The sequence below is a fragment of the Rhizohabitans arisaemae genome, assembly GCF_025996515.1.
Classification (GTDB): Bacteria; Actinomycetota; Actinomycetes; order Streptosporangiales; family Streptosporangiaceae; genus Rhizohabitans; species Rhizohabitans arisaemae.
On record NZ_BLRH01000060.1, the window covers coordinates 332181 to 347489 of the forward strand.

Annotated in this window: 11 protein-coding genes; 2 read left to right on the forward strand and 9 right to left on the reverse strand. The window is 68.1% G+C overall.

Annotated features, from left to right (window positions below; all coding sequences use genetic code 11):
• Nucleotides 1–3: 3 nt before the first annotated feature.
• The 3 genes from RUR_RS29980 to RUR_RS29990 all read right to left on the reverse strand — a co-directional run bounded on the left by RUR_RS29980 (nucleotide 4) and on the right by RUR_RS29990 (nucleotide 3731).
• Entirely contained in the window at nucleotides 4–1113 is a 1110-nt protein-coding gene (locus RUR_RS29980; RefSeq protein ID WP_283138575.1) for an ABC transporter permease, read from the reverse strand.
• A complete protein-coding gene (locus tag RUR_RS29985; RefSeq protein ID WP_283138576.1) occupies nucleotides 1110–2636 on the reverse strand; it encodes an ABC transporter ATP-binding protein in 1527 nt (508 codons plus the stop codon). Before RUR_RS29985 ends, RUR_RS29980 begins: the two co-directional genes overlap by 4 nt.
• Nucleotides 2637–2720: 84 nt before the next feature.
• Nucleotides 2721–3731 carry a BMP family lipoprotein gene (locus tag RUR_RS29990; RefSeq protein WP_283138577.1) on the reverse strand — a complete coding sequence of 337 codons (1011 nt, stop codon included), beginning with the start codon at nucleotides 3729–3731 and terminating at the stop codon, nucleotides 2721–2723.
• Between the two features lie 381 nt (nucleotides 3732–4112).
• Between RUR_RS29990 and RUR_RS29995 the strand changes: the two genes are divergently transcribed.
• A complete protein-coding gene (locus tag RUR_RS29995; protein ID WP_283138578.1) occupies nucleotides 4113–6038 on the forward strand; it encodes a Xaa-Pro dipeptidyl-peptidase in 1926 nt (641 codons plus the stop codon).
• A gap of 80 nt (nucleotides 6039–6118) precedes the next feature.
• Here RUR_RS29995 and RUR_RS30000 read toward each other — a convergent pair whose 3' ends face one another.
• The 3 genes from RUR_RS30000 to RUR_RS30010 all read right to left on the reverse strand — a co-directional run bounded on the left by RUR_RS30000 (nucleotide 6119) and on the right by RUR_RS30010 (nucleotide 10441).
• Nucleotides 6119–7366, reverse strand: a complete 1248-nt coding sequence (locus RUR_RS30000; RefSeq protein WP_283138579.1) for a M20 family metallopeptidase — start codon at nucleotides 7364–7366, stop codon at nucleotides 6119–6121.
• Nucleotides 7353–8534: a glutamate--cysteine ligase gene (locus RUR_RS30005; RefSeq protein ID WP_283138580.1), complete on the reverse strand. Its 1182-nt coding sequence runs from the start codon at nucleotides 8532–8534 to the stop codon at nucleotides 7353–7355. The genes RUR_RS30000 and RUR_RS30005 overlap by 14 nt, the downstream gene beginning before the upstream one ends.
• A gap of 329 nt (nucleotides 8535–8863) precedes the next feature.
• Entirely contained in the window at nucleotides 8864–10441 is a 1578-nt protein-coding gene (locus RUR_RS30010; protein ID WP_283138581.1) for an acyl-CoA mutase large subunit family protein, read from the reverse strand.
• A gap of 195 nt (nucleotides 10442–10636) precedes the next feature.
• Between RUR_RS30010 and RUR_RS30015 the strand changes: the two genes are divergently transcribed.
• On the forward strand, nucleotides 10637–11851 hold the full coding sequence (locus RUR_RS30015) for a D-alanyl-D-alanine carboxypeptidase family protein (RefSeq protein WP_283138582.1): 1215 nt from the start codon (nucleotides 10637–10639) through the stop codon (nucleotides 11849–11851).
• Nucleotides 11852–11953: 102 nt separating this feature from the next.
• Here RUR_RS30015 and RUR_RS30020 read toward each other — a convergent pair whose 3' ends face one another.
• From RUR_RS30020 to RUR_RS30030, 3 genes are read right to left on the reverse strand one after another with little or no spacing between them, the layout of a single operon-like run.
• Nucleotides 11954–12907, reverse strand: a complete 954-nt coding sequence (locus RUR_RS30020; RefSeq protein ID WP_283138583.1) for a YihY/virulence factor BrkB family protein — start codon at nucleotides 12905–12907, stop codon at nucleotides 11954–11956.
• A gap of 24 nt (nucleotides 12908–12931) precedes the next feature.
• Nucleotides 12932–13939: a tryptophan--tRNA ligase gene (gene trpS / locus RUR_RS30025; RefSeq protein WP_283138584.1), complete on the reverse strand. Its 1008-nt coding sequence runs from the start codon at nucleotides 13937–13939 to the stop codon at nucleotides 12932–12934.
• Between the two features lie 59 nt (nucleotides 13940–13998).
• Nucleotides 13999–15288: a hemolysin family protein gene (locus RUR_RS30030; RefSeq protein WP_283138585.1), complete on the reverse strand. Its 1290-nt coding sequence runs from the start codon at nucleotides 15286–15288 to the stop codon at nucleotides 13999–14001.
• Nucleotides 15289–15309: the final 21 nt, after the last annotated feature.

Genomic DNA, 15309 nt, shown 5'->3' on the forward strand with positions numbered 1-15309 from the left:
CCCTCACCCCTTGACCGGTTCCGCGGTGGCGGCCAGCTCCTGGCCGACCCGGCGCTGCTCGGCTGACTTGCGGTACCTGCGGACCAGCTCGTAGGCGACGACCACGGAGAGCACGATCACGCCCTGCATGATGATCACGATCTCCTTGGAGATCTGGTGGACGTCGAGGATGCTCGCGGAGTTGGTCAGGAAGCTCCACAGCAGCGCGCCGAAGGCGATGCCGAGGGGGTTGTTCCGCCCCAGCAGGGCGATCGCGATACCGGTGAAGCCGAGTCCGGTGGGAAAGTCCAGGCTGTAGGAGTAGGACGCGCCGAGCAGCTGCGGCATGCCGACCAGCCCGGCGACCGCGCCGGAGAGCACCATGGTTCCCACGATCATCTTCTTGACGTTGACGCCGCTGGCCACCGCCGCGCTCTCCGAACGCCCGGTCGCCCGCAGGTCGAAGCCGAACCGGGTGCTGTTCAGCATGAAGTGGAAGCCGATGCCCGCCAGTGCCGCGACGACGACGAACCCGTAGACCTTCACCTCGGTCCCGGCGATCAGATGCAGCCCCGGCACCTGGCCGGAGGGCCCGATCGGCTTGGTCCCGATGTTGTTGCTGCCCGACACCGCGACGGCCAGCCGGTCGGTGTGCAGGAGCCAGGCGCCCAGACCCGTCGCGATGACGTTCAGCATGATCGTGGAGATGACCTCGCTCACCCCCCGGGTCGCCTTGAGCAGGCCGGCGAGGCCGGCCCAGCAGGCGCCCACCAGGACGGCGACCAGGACGGTGAGGGTCACGTGCAGCGGCGCCGGGAGGGTGACGGCACCGCCGACCGCCGCGGCGATCAGCGCGGCCAGCCGGTACTGGCCGTCCACCCCGATGTTGAACAGGTTCATTCTGAACCCGATGGCGACCGCGAGCGCCGAGAAGTAGTAGGTGGTCGCCAGGTTGAGGGTGAGCACCATGGTCCGCGGCTGGAAACCGTAATCGACCATGTAGCCGAAGGTCTCCAGCGGTTCGTCGCCGGAGACGAGCAGCACCACCGTGGTGATGCCGACCGCGAGCACGATCGCGAGCACGGGGGCGACCAGGGTCAAGGCCGCCGAACGGACGTTGAAACGGGAGATCATGCCTCTCCCCCGGCTCCGGTCATGGCCGAACCCAGCTCCTCGGGGGTGACGTTGTGGGGGTCCACCGCTCTGACGATCCTTCCGCCGCAGATCACCTTGAGGGTGTCGGACATACCGATGAGTTCGTCGAGATCGGCGGAGATGAGGAGTACGGCGAGTCCGCGGGCGCGCGCCGCCCGGAGGTGGTCCCAGATCGCGGCTTGGGCGCCGACGTCGACCCCGCGGGTGGGATGCGAGGCGATCAGCACCACCGGATCGCCGCTCATCTCCCGGCCGACGATCAGCTTCTGCTGGTTCCCGCCGGAGAGGGCGGACGCGTGCACGTCGATGCCCGGGGTGCGGACGTCGTACTCGTCGACGATTCTCGCGGTGTCCTTGCGGGCGCCCGATCGGTCGATCCAGGGCCCCTTGGCGTTGGGTTTCTCGGTCTGGTGGCCGAGGATCCGGTTCTCCCAGAGCGGGGCCTCCAGCAGGAGTCCGTGCCGGTGCCGGTCCTCGGGGATGTGACCGACGCCGCTCACCCGGCGCCGCCGGGTGGTCCAGCCGGTGATGTCGGTGTCGCTCAGCCGGATCGTCCCGGCGGCCGGGCGAATCCCCATGATCGCTTCGACGAGCTCGGCCTGGCCGTTGCCCTCGACCCCGGCGATCCCGAGCACCTCGCCCTTGCGGATCTCGAAGGAGACGTCGTCGACGATCGGCCGACCCTCGGGCGTACGCACGGTCAGGCCCTCGACCGCGAGCGCGACGACGTCGGTGACCGTGGACTCCCGGAGCTCCGGTACGGGCAGTTCGCTGCCGACCATGAGCTCGGCGAGCCGCCGGGCCGTCGTCTGGCCGGGGTTCACGGTCTCCACGGTGGTGCCGCGGCGGATCACGGTGATCTCGTCCGCGACGGAGAGCACCTCGTCGAGCTTGTGCGAGATGAACAGGACGGTGTGCCCTTCGCGGACCAGCCCGCGCAGGCTGGCGAAGAGCTCCTCGACCTCCTGCGGGACGAGTACGGCCGTCGGCTCGTCCAGGATCAGGATCTTGGCTCCGCGGTAGAGCACCTTGAGGATCTCGACCCGCTGCCGGTCGCCGACCCCGAGGCTCTCCACCAGCGAGTCGGGGTTCACGCCCAGGCCGTAGGCGTCGGAGATCTCGCGGATCCGCTTCCTGGCCGCGGAGAAGTCGATGACCGTACCGGCCTGGCGTGGCTCGCTGCCGAGGATCACGTTCTCCAGCACGGTGAAGTTGTCGGCGAGCATGAAGTGCTGATGGACCATGCCGATACCCGCGGCGATGGCGTCCGAAGGCGAGCGGAAGGTCACCGGGGCTCCGTTGATCCGGATCTCCCCTTCGTCCGGCCGCTGCATGCCGTACAGAATCTTCATCAGGGTCGACTTGCCGGCCCCGTTTTCCCCGACGACCGCGTGGACGTGGCCACGCTGGACCTTCAGGCAGACGTCGCGGTTGGCGACCACTCCGGGGAAGCGCTTGACGATCCCCTTCAGCTCCACTGCCGGCTCCGGCGTGGCAGTCATCCACATCCCCTTCCCGAGACCTTGCAGAAGTCCCCCACACGGTTACGTGTGGGGGACTTCCACGTGATCGCCAAGAACGCCAGGTCAACCCGTGGTCTTGTCCGGAACCTTGATCTCGCCGCTGATGATCTTCTGCTTCAGCTCGTCGAGCTGGGCCTTGATGTCGTCGACCTTGCCGCCGGTGACGGAGTAGTCGACGCCGCCCACCTTGAGGTCGTAGATCGTGGAGCCCGCCGTGACCGAGTTGCTCGCGAAGCCCTTGAGGAAGGTGTAGACCGCCACGTCGACCTTCTTGAGCATCGAGGTGATGATCACGTCCTTGACGCTCGCGTCGGCGGTGAGCGCCTGGTCGGAGTCGACGCCGATGGCGAAGGCGTTCGCGGCCTTGGCCGCCGTGAAGACACCGCCGCCGGAGCCGCCCGCAGCCTGGTAGACCACGTCGGCGCCGCCGTCGAACATGCCCTCGGCCGCGGTCTTGCCCTTGGCCGGGTCGTTGAACCCGGAGAAGTCCGGCGGCTGGGTGAGGTACTTGGTCTGAATCTTGATGTCCGGCTTGATGTGCTTGGCGCCCGCCGCGAAGCCCGCCTCGAACTTGGCGATCAGCGGGACCTGCACACCGCCCACGAAGCCGATGCTGTTCTTCTTGGACTTGAGCGCCGCGGCCGCACCGACCAGGAACGAACCCTCATGCTCGGCGAAGAGCAGGTTCGAGATGTTCGGGCCCTTGGCGGCCTCGTCGTCGACGAGGGCGAACTTGACGTTGGGGAACTCCTGCGCGACCTTGGCCACGGGCTTGGAGTAGGCGAAACCGACGGCGATGACCGGGTTGAAGCCACCCGTGGCGAGCAGCCTGAGCCGCTCCTCCTTCTGCGCCTCGGTCTCACCGGGACTCGCCTCAAGCTCGTTCGCGGTGGCGCCGAACTCGGTCTTGGCCTGGTCCAGGCCACGGGCCGCGGCGTCGTTGAACGACTGGTCTCCCCGGCCGCCGATGTCGTAGGCCAGGCCGATCTTGGCTCCCTGCGGCTTGGCAGGCTGAGACGGGTCGCCCTTGGCGGAGTCCGTGTTCTCTGCGCCCCCACACGCGCTGGTCGCCAAGGCCCCAGCCAACACAACCGCTGCAAGCCTCAAAAACTGGTCACGGCGCAAAGGTGACTCCTTCCGTTCTCCACCATCTGACAACCGTTCACGTGCGGAAATGCACGGTAACCCCCCTCGGAGGGTAGTTGGACACCACGGAGTTACCAAACCTTCGCACAGGTCCGCAACCGCTCCGTTATCGCATTACCGGTGCGTCCGTGACCGGAGTACCCCCGGCTCGGCCACCGGCGTCCGAAAACCCCGGCCGGGGCCGGATGGATCTTCCGGTGCGGAAATCGCCTGCCTGTAAGGGCTTGTCGTAAAGATCAGATATGTCATGAGATGAAGCATGGCTTCGTGGAGAGCCCACGAACCCCCTAGCCATGGGAGAACTCCCTCATGCGCCGCTGGAAGACCATCGTCGTCCCGCTGGCCGCCGCGCTTGTCACCACGCTCGCGGCACCCGCGCTGGCAACCCCTCCCCCCGGCCCCGTAAAGATCAAGATTGAGAACGGCGAAACGCAGCCGATCTTCTCCAGGGCCGACGCCATCCTGGAGAACGTCTTCGTCGAGGTCGCCGGGGTCGACAGCGACAACGACGGTCAGGCCGACCGCGTCCCGGTCAGCATCATCCGCCCCAAGGAGACCGAACAGGGCCTGAAGGTCCCCGTCATCATGGAAGCGAGCCCGTACTACGCGGGCGGCAACGACGTGGCCAACCACAACGTCGACATCGACCCCGACCCCGGGATCGCCCGGCAGGAGGCGCTGCGGAACAAGATCGCGGAACTCCAGGCCTCCGGCGCGGTCAACGCGGGCCCGTTCACCGGCTACTACGACAACTACTTCGTGCCGCGCGGCTACGCGGTCGCGCTGGTGGAGAGCCTGGGCAGCGGCGCCGCCACCGGATGCCCCACCTCGGGCGGCCGGAACGAGACCCTGGGCGTGAAGGCCGCGATCGACTGGCTGAACGGCCGGGCCCGCGCCTTCACCGCCTCCGGCGAGCCGGTCGGCGCGACCTGGACCACCGGCAAGGTCGGCATGATCGGCATCTCCTACAACGGGACGCTGCCCAACGCGGTCGCGACGACCGGCGTCGAAGGGCTGGAGACGATCGTCCCGATCGCGGCGATCTCCTCCTGGTACGACTACTACCGGGCGAACGGCGGCGTCGTCGCCCCCGGCGGCTACCAGGGTGAGGACACCGACGTCCTCGCGAAGTACGTGCTAACCCGAGCAAACCCCGAAAAATGCGCGGATGTCATAGCGGCACTGGAGCGCGATCAAGATCGGGTCACCGGGGACTACAGCCGCTTCTGGGACGAGCGGAACTACGTCAAGGACGTCCGCAAGGTGAAGGCCAGCGTCTTCCTCGTCCACGGCCTGAACGACTGGAACGTCAAGACCAAGAACGCCGTCCAGTGGTGGGACGCCCTCGCCAAGCGGAACGTGCCCCGCAAGATCTGGCTCCACCAGGCCGGCCACTCCAACCCGTTCACCCTGCGCCACGCCGAGTGGCTCCGCCAGCTCCACCGCTGGATGGACCACTGGCTCCACGACATCGACAACGACATCATGGACGAGCCGCAGGCCGACGTGGAGTACGCGCCCGAGCAGTGGGCCACCCACCGCTCCTGGCCGCTCCCCGGCACCGCGAGCGTCCCGCTCCACCTCGGCGCGGGCGAGCCCGGCACGCTCGGCCTGCTCCCCGGGCACCCCGCGGCCAAGCAGTCGTTCGTCGACCAGCGCACCCGGACCGCCGAGCAGCTCACCGAGGCCTGGCAGACCGCCGACCCGAACCGGCTCGCCTACGTGACCCCGGAGCTCACCCGCGACGTGCGGATCTCCGGAACCCCGTCGGTCACGGTACGGGCTTCGCTGAAGAACGGGCGCTCGCCGTTCCTCACCGCCCTGCTCGTGGACTACGGCACCGACGTACGGGCCACCGGCGGCACCCGGTCCACCGGCCAGCAGGTCTGCTACGGCCAGGGGGTCCCCGGCGACACCGGCTGCACCGTTCTGCGCACGCACACCACCCGGGAGGCTTCGTACAAGATTGTCAGCCGGGGCTGGCTGGACGTGCGCAACCGGCACTCCGACTCCCGCACCGAGGAGCTCCGGCCCGGTAAGGCCTACACCTTCACCTGGAGCTTCCAGCCGCAGGACTACGTCTTCAAGGCCGGGCACCGGCTCGGGCTCGTCCTGCTCTCCACCGACTACGACTACACCCTGCGATACCCGCCGGGTACCGAGATCACCGTGCAGCCCGGCCTGAGCAAGCTGCGGCTACCCATCGTGTTCGGCCGCGACGGCCTGCGCCCGTAGGAAACCACACCACGGCAATCCCCTCCCGCCGATTCCGTGAATTCGACGGGAGGGGATTGCCGTGGTTATTCAGTAGAAATTCAAATGGAGGAGGTCGAGCTGGAGACCGTCTCATTCACCGCCGCGCTCGGGCGCTGCCCCTCCCAAAGCGCGGTAAGCGCGGTCGCCGCCATCAGCCGTACACCCGCGGCGATCGCACGCTCGTCGACATCAAATGTCGGCTGATGAATATCGGCGATTGTCGGGGTATTCGGCGTGCGAACTCCCAGGCGCGCGAAACCTCCGGGGATCGACTCCAGATACCAGCCGAAATCCTCACCGCCCAGGGACTGCGGCGTGGGCACCACGGCGGACTCCCCGAGGACGCTCTGCGCGGCCTCGGTCAGCATCTGCAGACTGATCTCGTCGTTGACCACCGGCGGAACGCCCCGGACGTAGTCCAGCTCCGCCACGACCCCGTAGGCCGCGGCGACCGACTCAAGCAGCGACTTGATCAGGTCGGGGGCGGCGTGCCAGGCCTCGTCGTCCAGGCAGCGAACCGTCCCCTCGGCGATCCCCCCGTCCGGGATGGCGTTCGCCACCGAGCCGGCGTCCACCCGGCCCCAGACCAGGGAGAGCGAGGACCTGGGGTCGACCCGGCGGGAGAGCGCCGCCGGCAGCTCGGTCAGGATCTTCGCGAGCGCGAAGACCAGGTCCGCCGTGAGGTGCGGCCTGGCGGTGTGACCGCCCGGACCGCTCACCCGGATCGCGATCTTGTCGCAGGCCGAGGTGATGGGACCGAGCCGCAGCCCCACCTGGCCGACGTCCACGCGGGGGTCGCAGTGCAGTCCGAAGATCCGGTCGACCCCCTTGAGGCCGCCGGCCTGCAGCACCTTGAGTGCGCCGCCGGGCAGGATCTCCTCCGACGGCTGGAAGATCAGCCGGACCCGCCCGGGGAGGAGTCCGGCCTCCGCCTGCTGGGCCAGGAACAAGGACGTACCGACCAGCACGGTTGTGTGCACGTCATGACCGCAGGCATGACAGACACCGGGGACCGTGGAGCGGTACGGGGTGTTCTTCTCGTCTTGCAAAGGTAGCGCGTCCAGATCCGCGCGCAGGGCCACCGTCGGGCCGTCGCCTCCGACGTCGCAGATCACCCCGGTGCCACTGGGGAGAACCCGCGGATCGAGGCCGGCCTTCTCCAGCAGGCCGACGATCCGCTGTGTGGCGCGATGCTCGGCGAAACCGAGCTCGGGGTGCATGTGCATATCCCGCCGGAACGCGATCAGCTGCTCCGCGTGGTCAACAAGGAACGCGTCCAGTTGCCCCTGCAGGTCACGTCCCCGCATGACTCACCGTCCCGTCTGATGTGGCGAACCTCCGAGTGACAAAACGGTCTTCCGCAAACTCGGTGATCACCGCGTCGACGACGTCTTCAAGCGTGCCCCCATCGGCCAGGATCGCACGCTGCCTCTCATAGGGAGCGCCGTGTTCCAAGACCTCGGAGATCGTGGACAACTCTTCCGAGCAGCCAAGTCTCTCGGCCACAGGCTCAAGCTCGCGGACGAGCTCGTAGAGCGTGTCGCGCAGGGGCGCGGTCGTGCCTCTGTCATCGGTGATCACCACGGCGTCCATGCCGTAACGCGTGGCACGCCATTTGTTGTCGCGCACGACCCACGCGGTGGGCCGCGGCAGCTTGTAGCCGCGATCCAGCTGCTGGTCGAACTGCTGCACAAGGCACTGCGACAACGCGGTCACCATGCCGACCTCCCGGAGGGTCGGAATTCCATCGAACATACGTACTTCAATCGTGCCGAAATCCGGATGTGGCCGAACGTCCCACCACACCTCCTTGATGCTCTTGATCGTTCCGGCACGCATCAAGGTTTCCATGTACTCCTCGAACTCCGCCCAGTCAGCGAGCAGGTGTGGTATCCCCGCGGTGGGCAGCGCTCCAAAAACAATCGCCCTGCTGGAAGCCAATCCGGTGTCTTGACCGCCCCAGTAAGGGCTCGACGCAGTCAACGCCAAAAAGTGCGGCAGGTAGGCCGCGAGAGCGTTGACTATGGGAATAACTTTATCCCTATCCCGTACGCCCACGTGGACATGTACACCAAATGTTTGAATCCGCCATGCCAGCCACTGCATCTCTTCGACGAGCTCGTTATACCGCTGCATGGGCGCCATAACGGCGTCCCGCCAATCACTGATCGGATGGGTGCCGGTGCAGGCCAGCGCCGTGCCCCTGGGTCCGACTACGCTCTGGATACGGGAGATGGTGTCCCGGAGGTCGGCGACGGCCTCGGCAGCCGTGTGGCAGATGTCGGTGACGATCTCGATCTGCGACTGCATCAACTCATGCATGAGCTTGGGCCGAGGGGATTCGCTCAACTCGGGCAGGGCTGCCAGCACCTCTCGTGCGTCTTGGCGAAGCTCTCTGCTCTGCACATCGATGAGCTGGAGTTCCCACTCTACGCCGAGGGTCGCGCCACGCGACGGGTTGAACTCGATGGCCACGTCGAACCTCCATCATCAATCTTTCCAGGTTTGCGGTGGAGCTCGCGGCAAAATCGGCTAGCCCGTACGCCTCGTATGACACGCCCGTATCGCCCACCGTGCCCGAAAACCAGGGTTTAGCCCACGAACCGCGTTGTCTTTCGCAAAGATGGCTTTATCTACCGGGTCGTGTATGCCCATGCCCCGGCAGGCGAACCTTCGCGGCTGCGGCCTCACCCCGGACCGGACCTGTGGGACGGACGAACAGGCGTGATCTCGGAGTCGAAACCTGGAAGTGCAACCCCCATTGAGCACGATCGAGGTTATGACCTGGTGCTGTTCACCGGTGCTCAGAAGACGTCGGCGGGGACGTAGGTGCCCCAGACCTCCCTCAGGGCGTTGCAGACCTCGCCCACGGTGGCCCGGAGCCTCAGGGCCTCTTTCATGGGGTAGAGGATGTTCCCGGTGCCTTCGGCGGTCTTCTTGAGGGTCTCCAGCGCCTGCCGTACGGCCTCCTCGTCCCGGGTGGCGCGAAGGGCCGCGAGGCGCTCGCGCTGGCCGACCTCGATGGCCGGATCCACCCGGAGCGGCTCGTAGGGCTCCTCCTCGTCCAGCCGGAACCTGTTCACGCCGACCACGACCCGCTCACCTTGATCGATTTCGAGGGCGATCCGGTAGGCGGAGCGTTCGATCTCCTCTTTCTGGAAACCCCGCTCGATGGCGTTGACGGCCCCGCCGAACTCCTCGACCTTGTCGATCAGCTCCCACGCCGCGGCCTCGACCTCGTCGGTCATCGCCTCGACGGCGTACGAGCCGGCGAACGGGTCGACGGTGGCGGTCAGGTCGGATTCATACGCGATGACCTGCTGGGTCCGCAGGGCCAGCCGCGCCGCCTTCTCGGTGGGCAGCGCGATGGCCTCGTCGTAGGAGTTGGTGTGCAGCGACTGGGTACCGCCCAGCACCGCGCCGAGCGCCTGCACGGCCACCCGGACCAGGTTGACCTCGGGCTGCTGCGCGGTGAGTTGGACCCCGGCGGTCTGGGTGTGGAACCGGAGCATGAGCGACTTGGGGTTCTTCGCCCCGAACCAGTCCCGCATGATCTTCGCCCAGATCCGGCGGGCCGCCCGGAACTTGGCGACCTCTTCGAGCAGGGTGGTGCGCGCCACGAAGAAGAAGGAGAGCCGCGGGGCGAAGTCGTCGACGTCCAGACCCGAGGCGATGGCCGCCCGCACGTACTCGACCCCGTCCGCCAGGGTGAAGGCGATCTCCTGGACCGGGGTGGCCCCGGCCTCGGCCATGTGGTAACCGGAGATCGAAATCGTGTTCCACCTGGGGATCTCGTCCTGGCAGTAGGCGAACGTGTCCGAGATCAGCCGGAGTGACGGCTTGGGGGGGAAGATGTAGGTCCCCCGGGCGATGTACTCCTTGAGCACGTCGTTTTGGATCGTCCCGTTGAGCGCGTCCCCGGGGACGCCCTGCTCCTCACCGACGAGCTGGTAGAGCAGGAGGAGTACGGCCGCGGGCGCGTTGATCGTCATCGACGTGGAGACCTTGTCCAGCGGGATCCCGTCGAAGAGCAGCCGCATGTCGTCGACCGAGTCGATCGCCACCCCGACCTTGCCGACCTCCCCGTGCGCGATGGGGGCGTCCGAATCGTGCCCCATCTGGGTGGGGAGGTCGAAGGCGACCGAGAGCCCCATGGTGCCCGCGTCGATCAGCTGGTGGTAGCGCTTGTTGGACTCGGCCGCGGTGCCGAACCCGGCGTACTGCCGCATCGTCCACGGCCGCTTGGTGTACATCGTGGGGTACACCCCGCGGGTGAACGGGTACTTCCCGGGTTCACCGAGCCTGTGTTCCGCGTCGAAGTCCCGATTCGGCGGATAAACCGGCTGGATGGGCAGTCCCGACTCGGACCTGCGCTCGCTCATACGACCCTCCCCGGCTCCCGGGCGCCACGCGGGCGCTCCTGGGCCTGTCTTACCCTCCGCATCGTATTGCGCCCTCGCGATTCGGCATATGTGTCACTGATCACGTCGATCGTGTCATGACCTGCGAAACGCCCACCAGCCATCCGAGCTCGGTTCAGCAAAGATCCATAGTGGAGGATCTAGGGTGTTACCACTATGAGACATCACCGTCTGTTCGCAGGCACCTCCGCGGTCGCCGTATTCGCCCTGGCCCCCGCCTCCGTGCCCGCCTACGCGGAGACGGTACGGCCGACGAGCGGCGCCGCGGACGCCGTACGGGAGAATCCGGGTCCCGTGGACGCGGAAGGAGCGGACGCCGAGCCGGGGGCCGTACGGAACCCGCAGGTCGGCGGTGCGCTGCTCACGACCCGCGGCATCGCGGTGCACCGGGACGCGCCCAGACTCCCCAAGGTCGCGGCCTCCTCGTTCCTGATCGCCGACGCCGAGACCGGCCAGGTCCTGGCGGCCAGGAACGCGCACGGCCGGTTCCTCCCGGCGAGCACGCTCAAGATCCTCACCGCGCTCACCCTCATCCCCAAGCTGGACAAGGCCAAGAAGATCAAGCCGAGCCATGAGGCGTGCAACACCGAGGGCAGCGCGGTGGGCCTGGTGCCCACGGTCTCCTACTCGGTGGACGATCTGCTGCGGGCGCTGATGGTGGTGTCGGGGAACGACGCGGCGGTGGCGCTCGCCGAGGCGAACGGCGGGCTGAAGCCCACGCTGGCCGCGATGAACGCGGAGGCCAAGCGGCTGCAGGCGTACAACACGGTGGCGAAGACCCCCAACGGTCTGGACAAACCCGGACAGGTCAGCTCGGCCTACGACCTGGCCCTCTTAGCCCGCGACGGCCTGAAAAATCCGACCTTCCGGGGCTACATCGCGACCAAGGTGGCCGACTTCCCGGCGCCCAAGGGGAAGACCTACCAGATCGCCAACCACAACCGCCTGCTCTGGCAGTACAAAGGCGGACTCGGCGTCAAGAACGGATACACCTCCAAGGCCCGGGCCAGCTTCGTCGGCGCCGCCAAGCGCAACGGTCACACGATCATCGTGACGCTCATGCGCTCGGACGCGCCGTTCTGGGAGGACGCCAAGGAGATGCTGGACTGGGGCTTCGCCGCTCGGGGCAAGGTCGCCCCGGTCGGGCAGCTGGTCGACCCGGTCGACCCGGCCGCTGAAAAAGCCAAGGCCGCCCCCGCCGCGCCCCTGCCCACGGCCCCGGTCGCGGGCGCGCAGACGGCGCTGCAGGGGTCCGGAGACTCGCTGCCGATTCCCCTGCTGGCCGCGGTGGGGGCCGGCGGAGTCGTCGGAGCCGTCGCCTTCACGCTTTACCGTCGCCGCCGCGCCCGCAGGTCCGAGCCGTCCCTGTAGCGATCCCGCCACGGTCTGGGGTACGGCCGCAGGCCGCCGCACCGGCGCGGCCCGGCACCCCCGACCGGGGCCGGCGATGCTCGGCTGCGACGAGCTCCCGGATCAGTCGCCGCGTCCGGGGCCGAAGGGCAGCGGCGCGGGTGTCGGGTCGGGGGCGGGGCCGGTGGTGGAGGTGGCCGTCCAGGCGGCGGCGAACAGCACGTACCTCATCGTGATGTTGATCCAGACCAGGAGCCCGACCAGGACGGCGAAGGCGCCGTAGACCGGGTTTCCGGTGGTGAGGCCGATGAGCCAGGCCCCGATCAGCTTGAGTACGGCGAACCCCGCGGCGCCGAGGACGGCGCCCCGCAGGAAGGCGGAGAACGGTTCGACCGCTCCGGAGAGCCGGCTGAAGACGATCATGAAGATCAGGGTGTCCGCTGCCATGCCGACGAGGACTCCGGCGATCCGGAGCGCGACCTCGGCGAAGCCGGATTCGGTGAGGCCCACCCAGCCCAGCACCGTCGTCGTCGCCGAGGTCGCCAGGCCCGTGATCGCGGTGGAGGCGAGCATGGTGCCGCCCAGGGTGACCAGGGCGAGCACGTCGGTCGCCTTCGTCAGGAAGAAGTTCGGCGCGCGACGGGCGTGCATCCAGATGATCCGGAGCGCGTCCCGGAGCGCGTCGACCGCCCCGGTGCCGGCGTAGAGCAGCCCCAGCAGCCCGAAGACGCTCGCCCCGGCCCGGGCGTCGGCGATCTGCCGGATGGGGAGCCGGCCGCCGATCCCGGGGAGCTGGGCGTCGATCGCCGCCTGGAGGTCGGCCGCCGCGCCCGGGTAGATCGCGACCACGTAGCCGACCACGGCGAAGGCGAGCGCGACCAGCGGGAAGAAGGACAGGAAAAGGAAGTAGGTGACCGCCCCGGCGAGCATGCCCGCGCTGCGGTCCTGGTAGCGGACGACCGCCCGGATCAGGTGGTCGAGAACGCGGCTGTGCCTCCGCCCGTACCTGAGCAGGGCGGTGGCACGTGATCGCAGGTCCTGGGCCTTGTTCCGCCCCCAGGTCAGCGGGCCGGCCATCACGCCTCCCTTGTCCCGGCCGGGTCAGCCTTGGGGGAGGAAGCCCATCCGGTCCTTGACGACGGCGACGGTCTCCGCGGCGACCGCACGGGCCCGGACCGCCCCTTCGACGAGCAGGCGGTCGAGCTCGGCCTCGTCCGCGAGCAGCTTCTCGGTCCGCTCCCTGATCGGGGCGAAGGCCTCCACGACCGCCTCGGCGACGTCCTTCTTGAAGGTGCCGTACCCCTGGCCTTCGTACCGCTTCTCCAGGTCCGGGACGGAGGTCCCGGAGAGCGCGGAGAGGATCTGCAGCAGGTTGGTGACCCCGGGCTTGTTCTCCTCGTCGGCCTTGATCTCGGTGCCGGTGTCGGTGACCGCACGCATGATCTTCTTGCGGAGGGAGGACGGCTCTTCCAGCACGTCGAGGATGCCGCCCGGGCTGGAGGAGGACTTGGACATCTTGGCGGTCGGCTCTTGAAGATCGGTGATCTTCTGGACGGCCTGCATGATGTAGGGATTGGGCAGGGTGAGCGTCTCACCGAAGCGGTGGTTGAACCGCTGGGCCAGGTCCCTGGTCAGCTCCAGGTGCTGCTTCTGGTCGACCCCGACCGGCACGTAGTCGGCGTGGTAGAGGAGGATGTCGGCGGCCTGCAGGATCGGGTAGGTGAGCAGGCCCACCGAGGCCGCGCTCTCGCCGTACCGCTGCGACTTGTCCTTGAACTGGGTCATCCGGGACGCCTCGCCCATCCCGGTGAGGCATTGGAGCATCCAGGTCAGCTCGGTGTGCTGGGGCACGTGGCTCTGGACGAACACGGTGCACCGCTCGGGGTCGAGGCCCGCGGCGAGGAGCTGGGCGGCGGCCCGCCGGGTGCGGCGGCGCAGCTCGGCCGGAGAGTACTCCACGGTGATGGCGTGCAGGTCGACCACGCAGTAGAAGGCGTCGTAGGCGTCCTGCATCTCGACCCACTGCCGGACGGCGCCGAGGTAGTTGCCAAGGTGGAAAGAGGCAGCCGTCGGCTGGATGCCGGAGAGTACGCGTGGTCGTCGGTCCATACTCGATTCTCGCAGGAACACCCGCCCGCTCGCGACTCGGTACGCCGTCGGCCCGTCGGCTATCCGGAATCCGCCGGGATCTTGCTCACCCGGACCCGGGCGACCCGGCGGCCGTCCATCTCGATGACGGTGCACCGGAACCGCCCCACGTCGACGGTGTCCCCGTGGTCCGGCAGGTGACCGAGGACCGCCATGATGTACCCGGCGACGGTCTCGTACGGCCCCGGCGCCAGGGCGATTCCGGTCTCGTCGGCGAAGGCGTCCAGGTTGAGCAGCCCGTCCACCTCCATGTCACCGCCGCCGAGCCGGACGGACTGATCGTCGGTGACGTCGTACTCGTCACGGATGTCCCCGATGACCTCCTCGACCAGGTCTTCGAGGGTCACGATCCCCGCGGTGCCGCCGTACTCGTCCACCACGATGGCCAGATGGTGTCCCTCGTGCCGCATCTCGGTCATCATCGCGAGCACCCGCTTGCTCGCGGGGGCGAGCTTGACCGGCCGGACGATTTCACCGACGGGGGCGGTCCGGTCGACCGCGAGCGGGTCGAGCAGATCCCGGACATGGACGAACCCGACGATGTCATCGTAGGAGCCCCGGAAGACCGGGAACCGGGAGTGCGGCGACCCGGCGGCCTGGGCCGCGGCCTCCGCGAGCGGCGTCTCCGCGTCCATGAACTCCACCTCGGTACGGGGCAGGAGCACCTCGCGGAGCTGCCGTTTGCCCGCGGCGAAGACCTCGGCGATGACCGCCCGTTCGTCCGCGGTGAGCTCTTCGTGCCCGATGACCAGGTCGCGGAGCTCCTCGGTGGTGATGGACTCCTTGTCCGCGGTGGGGTCGCCGCCGAAGAGCCGGACCACACCGTCCGTGCACTTGGAGAGCGCCCAGATCACCGGGCGGGAGAGCGAGGCGAGCCGATCGAGAAGCGGCGCCACGAGCAGCGAGAGCCCTTCGGCCCGCTGCATCGCCAGGCGTTTGGGGGCGAGCTCCCCCAGCACCAGTGAGACGAACGCGATCACCAAGGTGATCAGGATGAGCGCCGTCGCCTCCGCCACCTCGGCGTGCAGGCCCCAGCCGACCAGGACCGGGGCGAACACCCCGGCCAGGGTGGAGGCGCCGAACGCGGCCGAGAGGAATCCGGCGAGCGTCACGCCGATCTGGACCGCGGAGAGAAACCGGTTGGGGTCCTGGGCGAGTTTGGCCACGCGCGCCCCGCGTTTGCCGATCTTGCTCAGCTTGCGGATCTGGCTCTCCCGCAGTGAGACCAGCGCCATCTCCGCTCCGGCGAAGAACCCTCCGATGACGATGAAAAGCATGACAAGCGCGATGTTGACCGCGACATGGTTCACGAGAGGAGTCCTGTGTTCGGT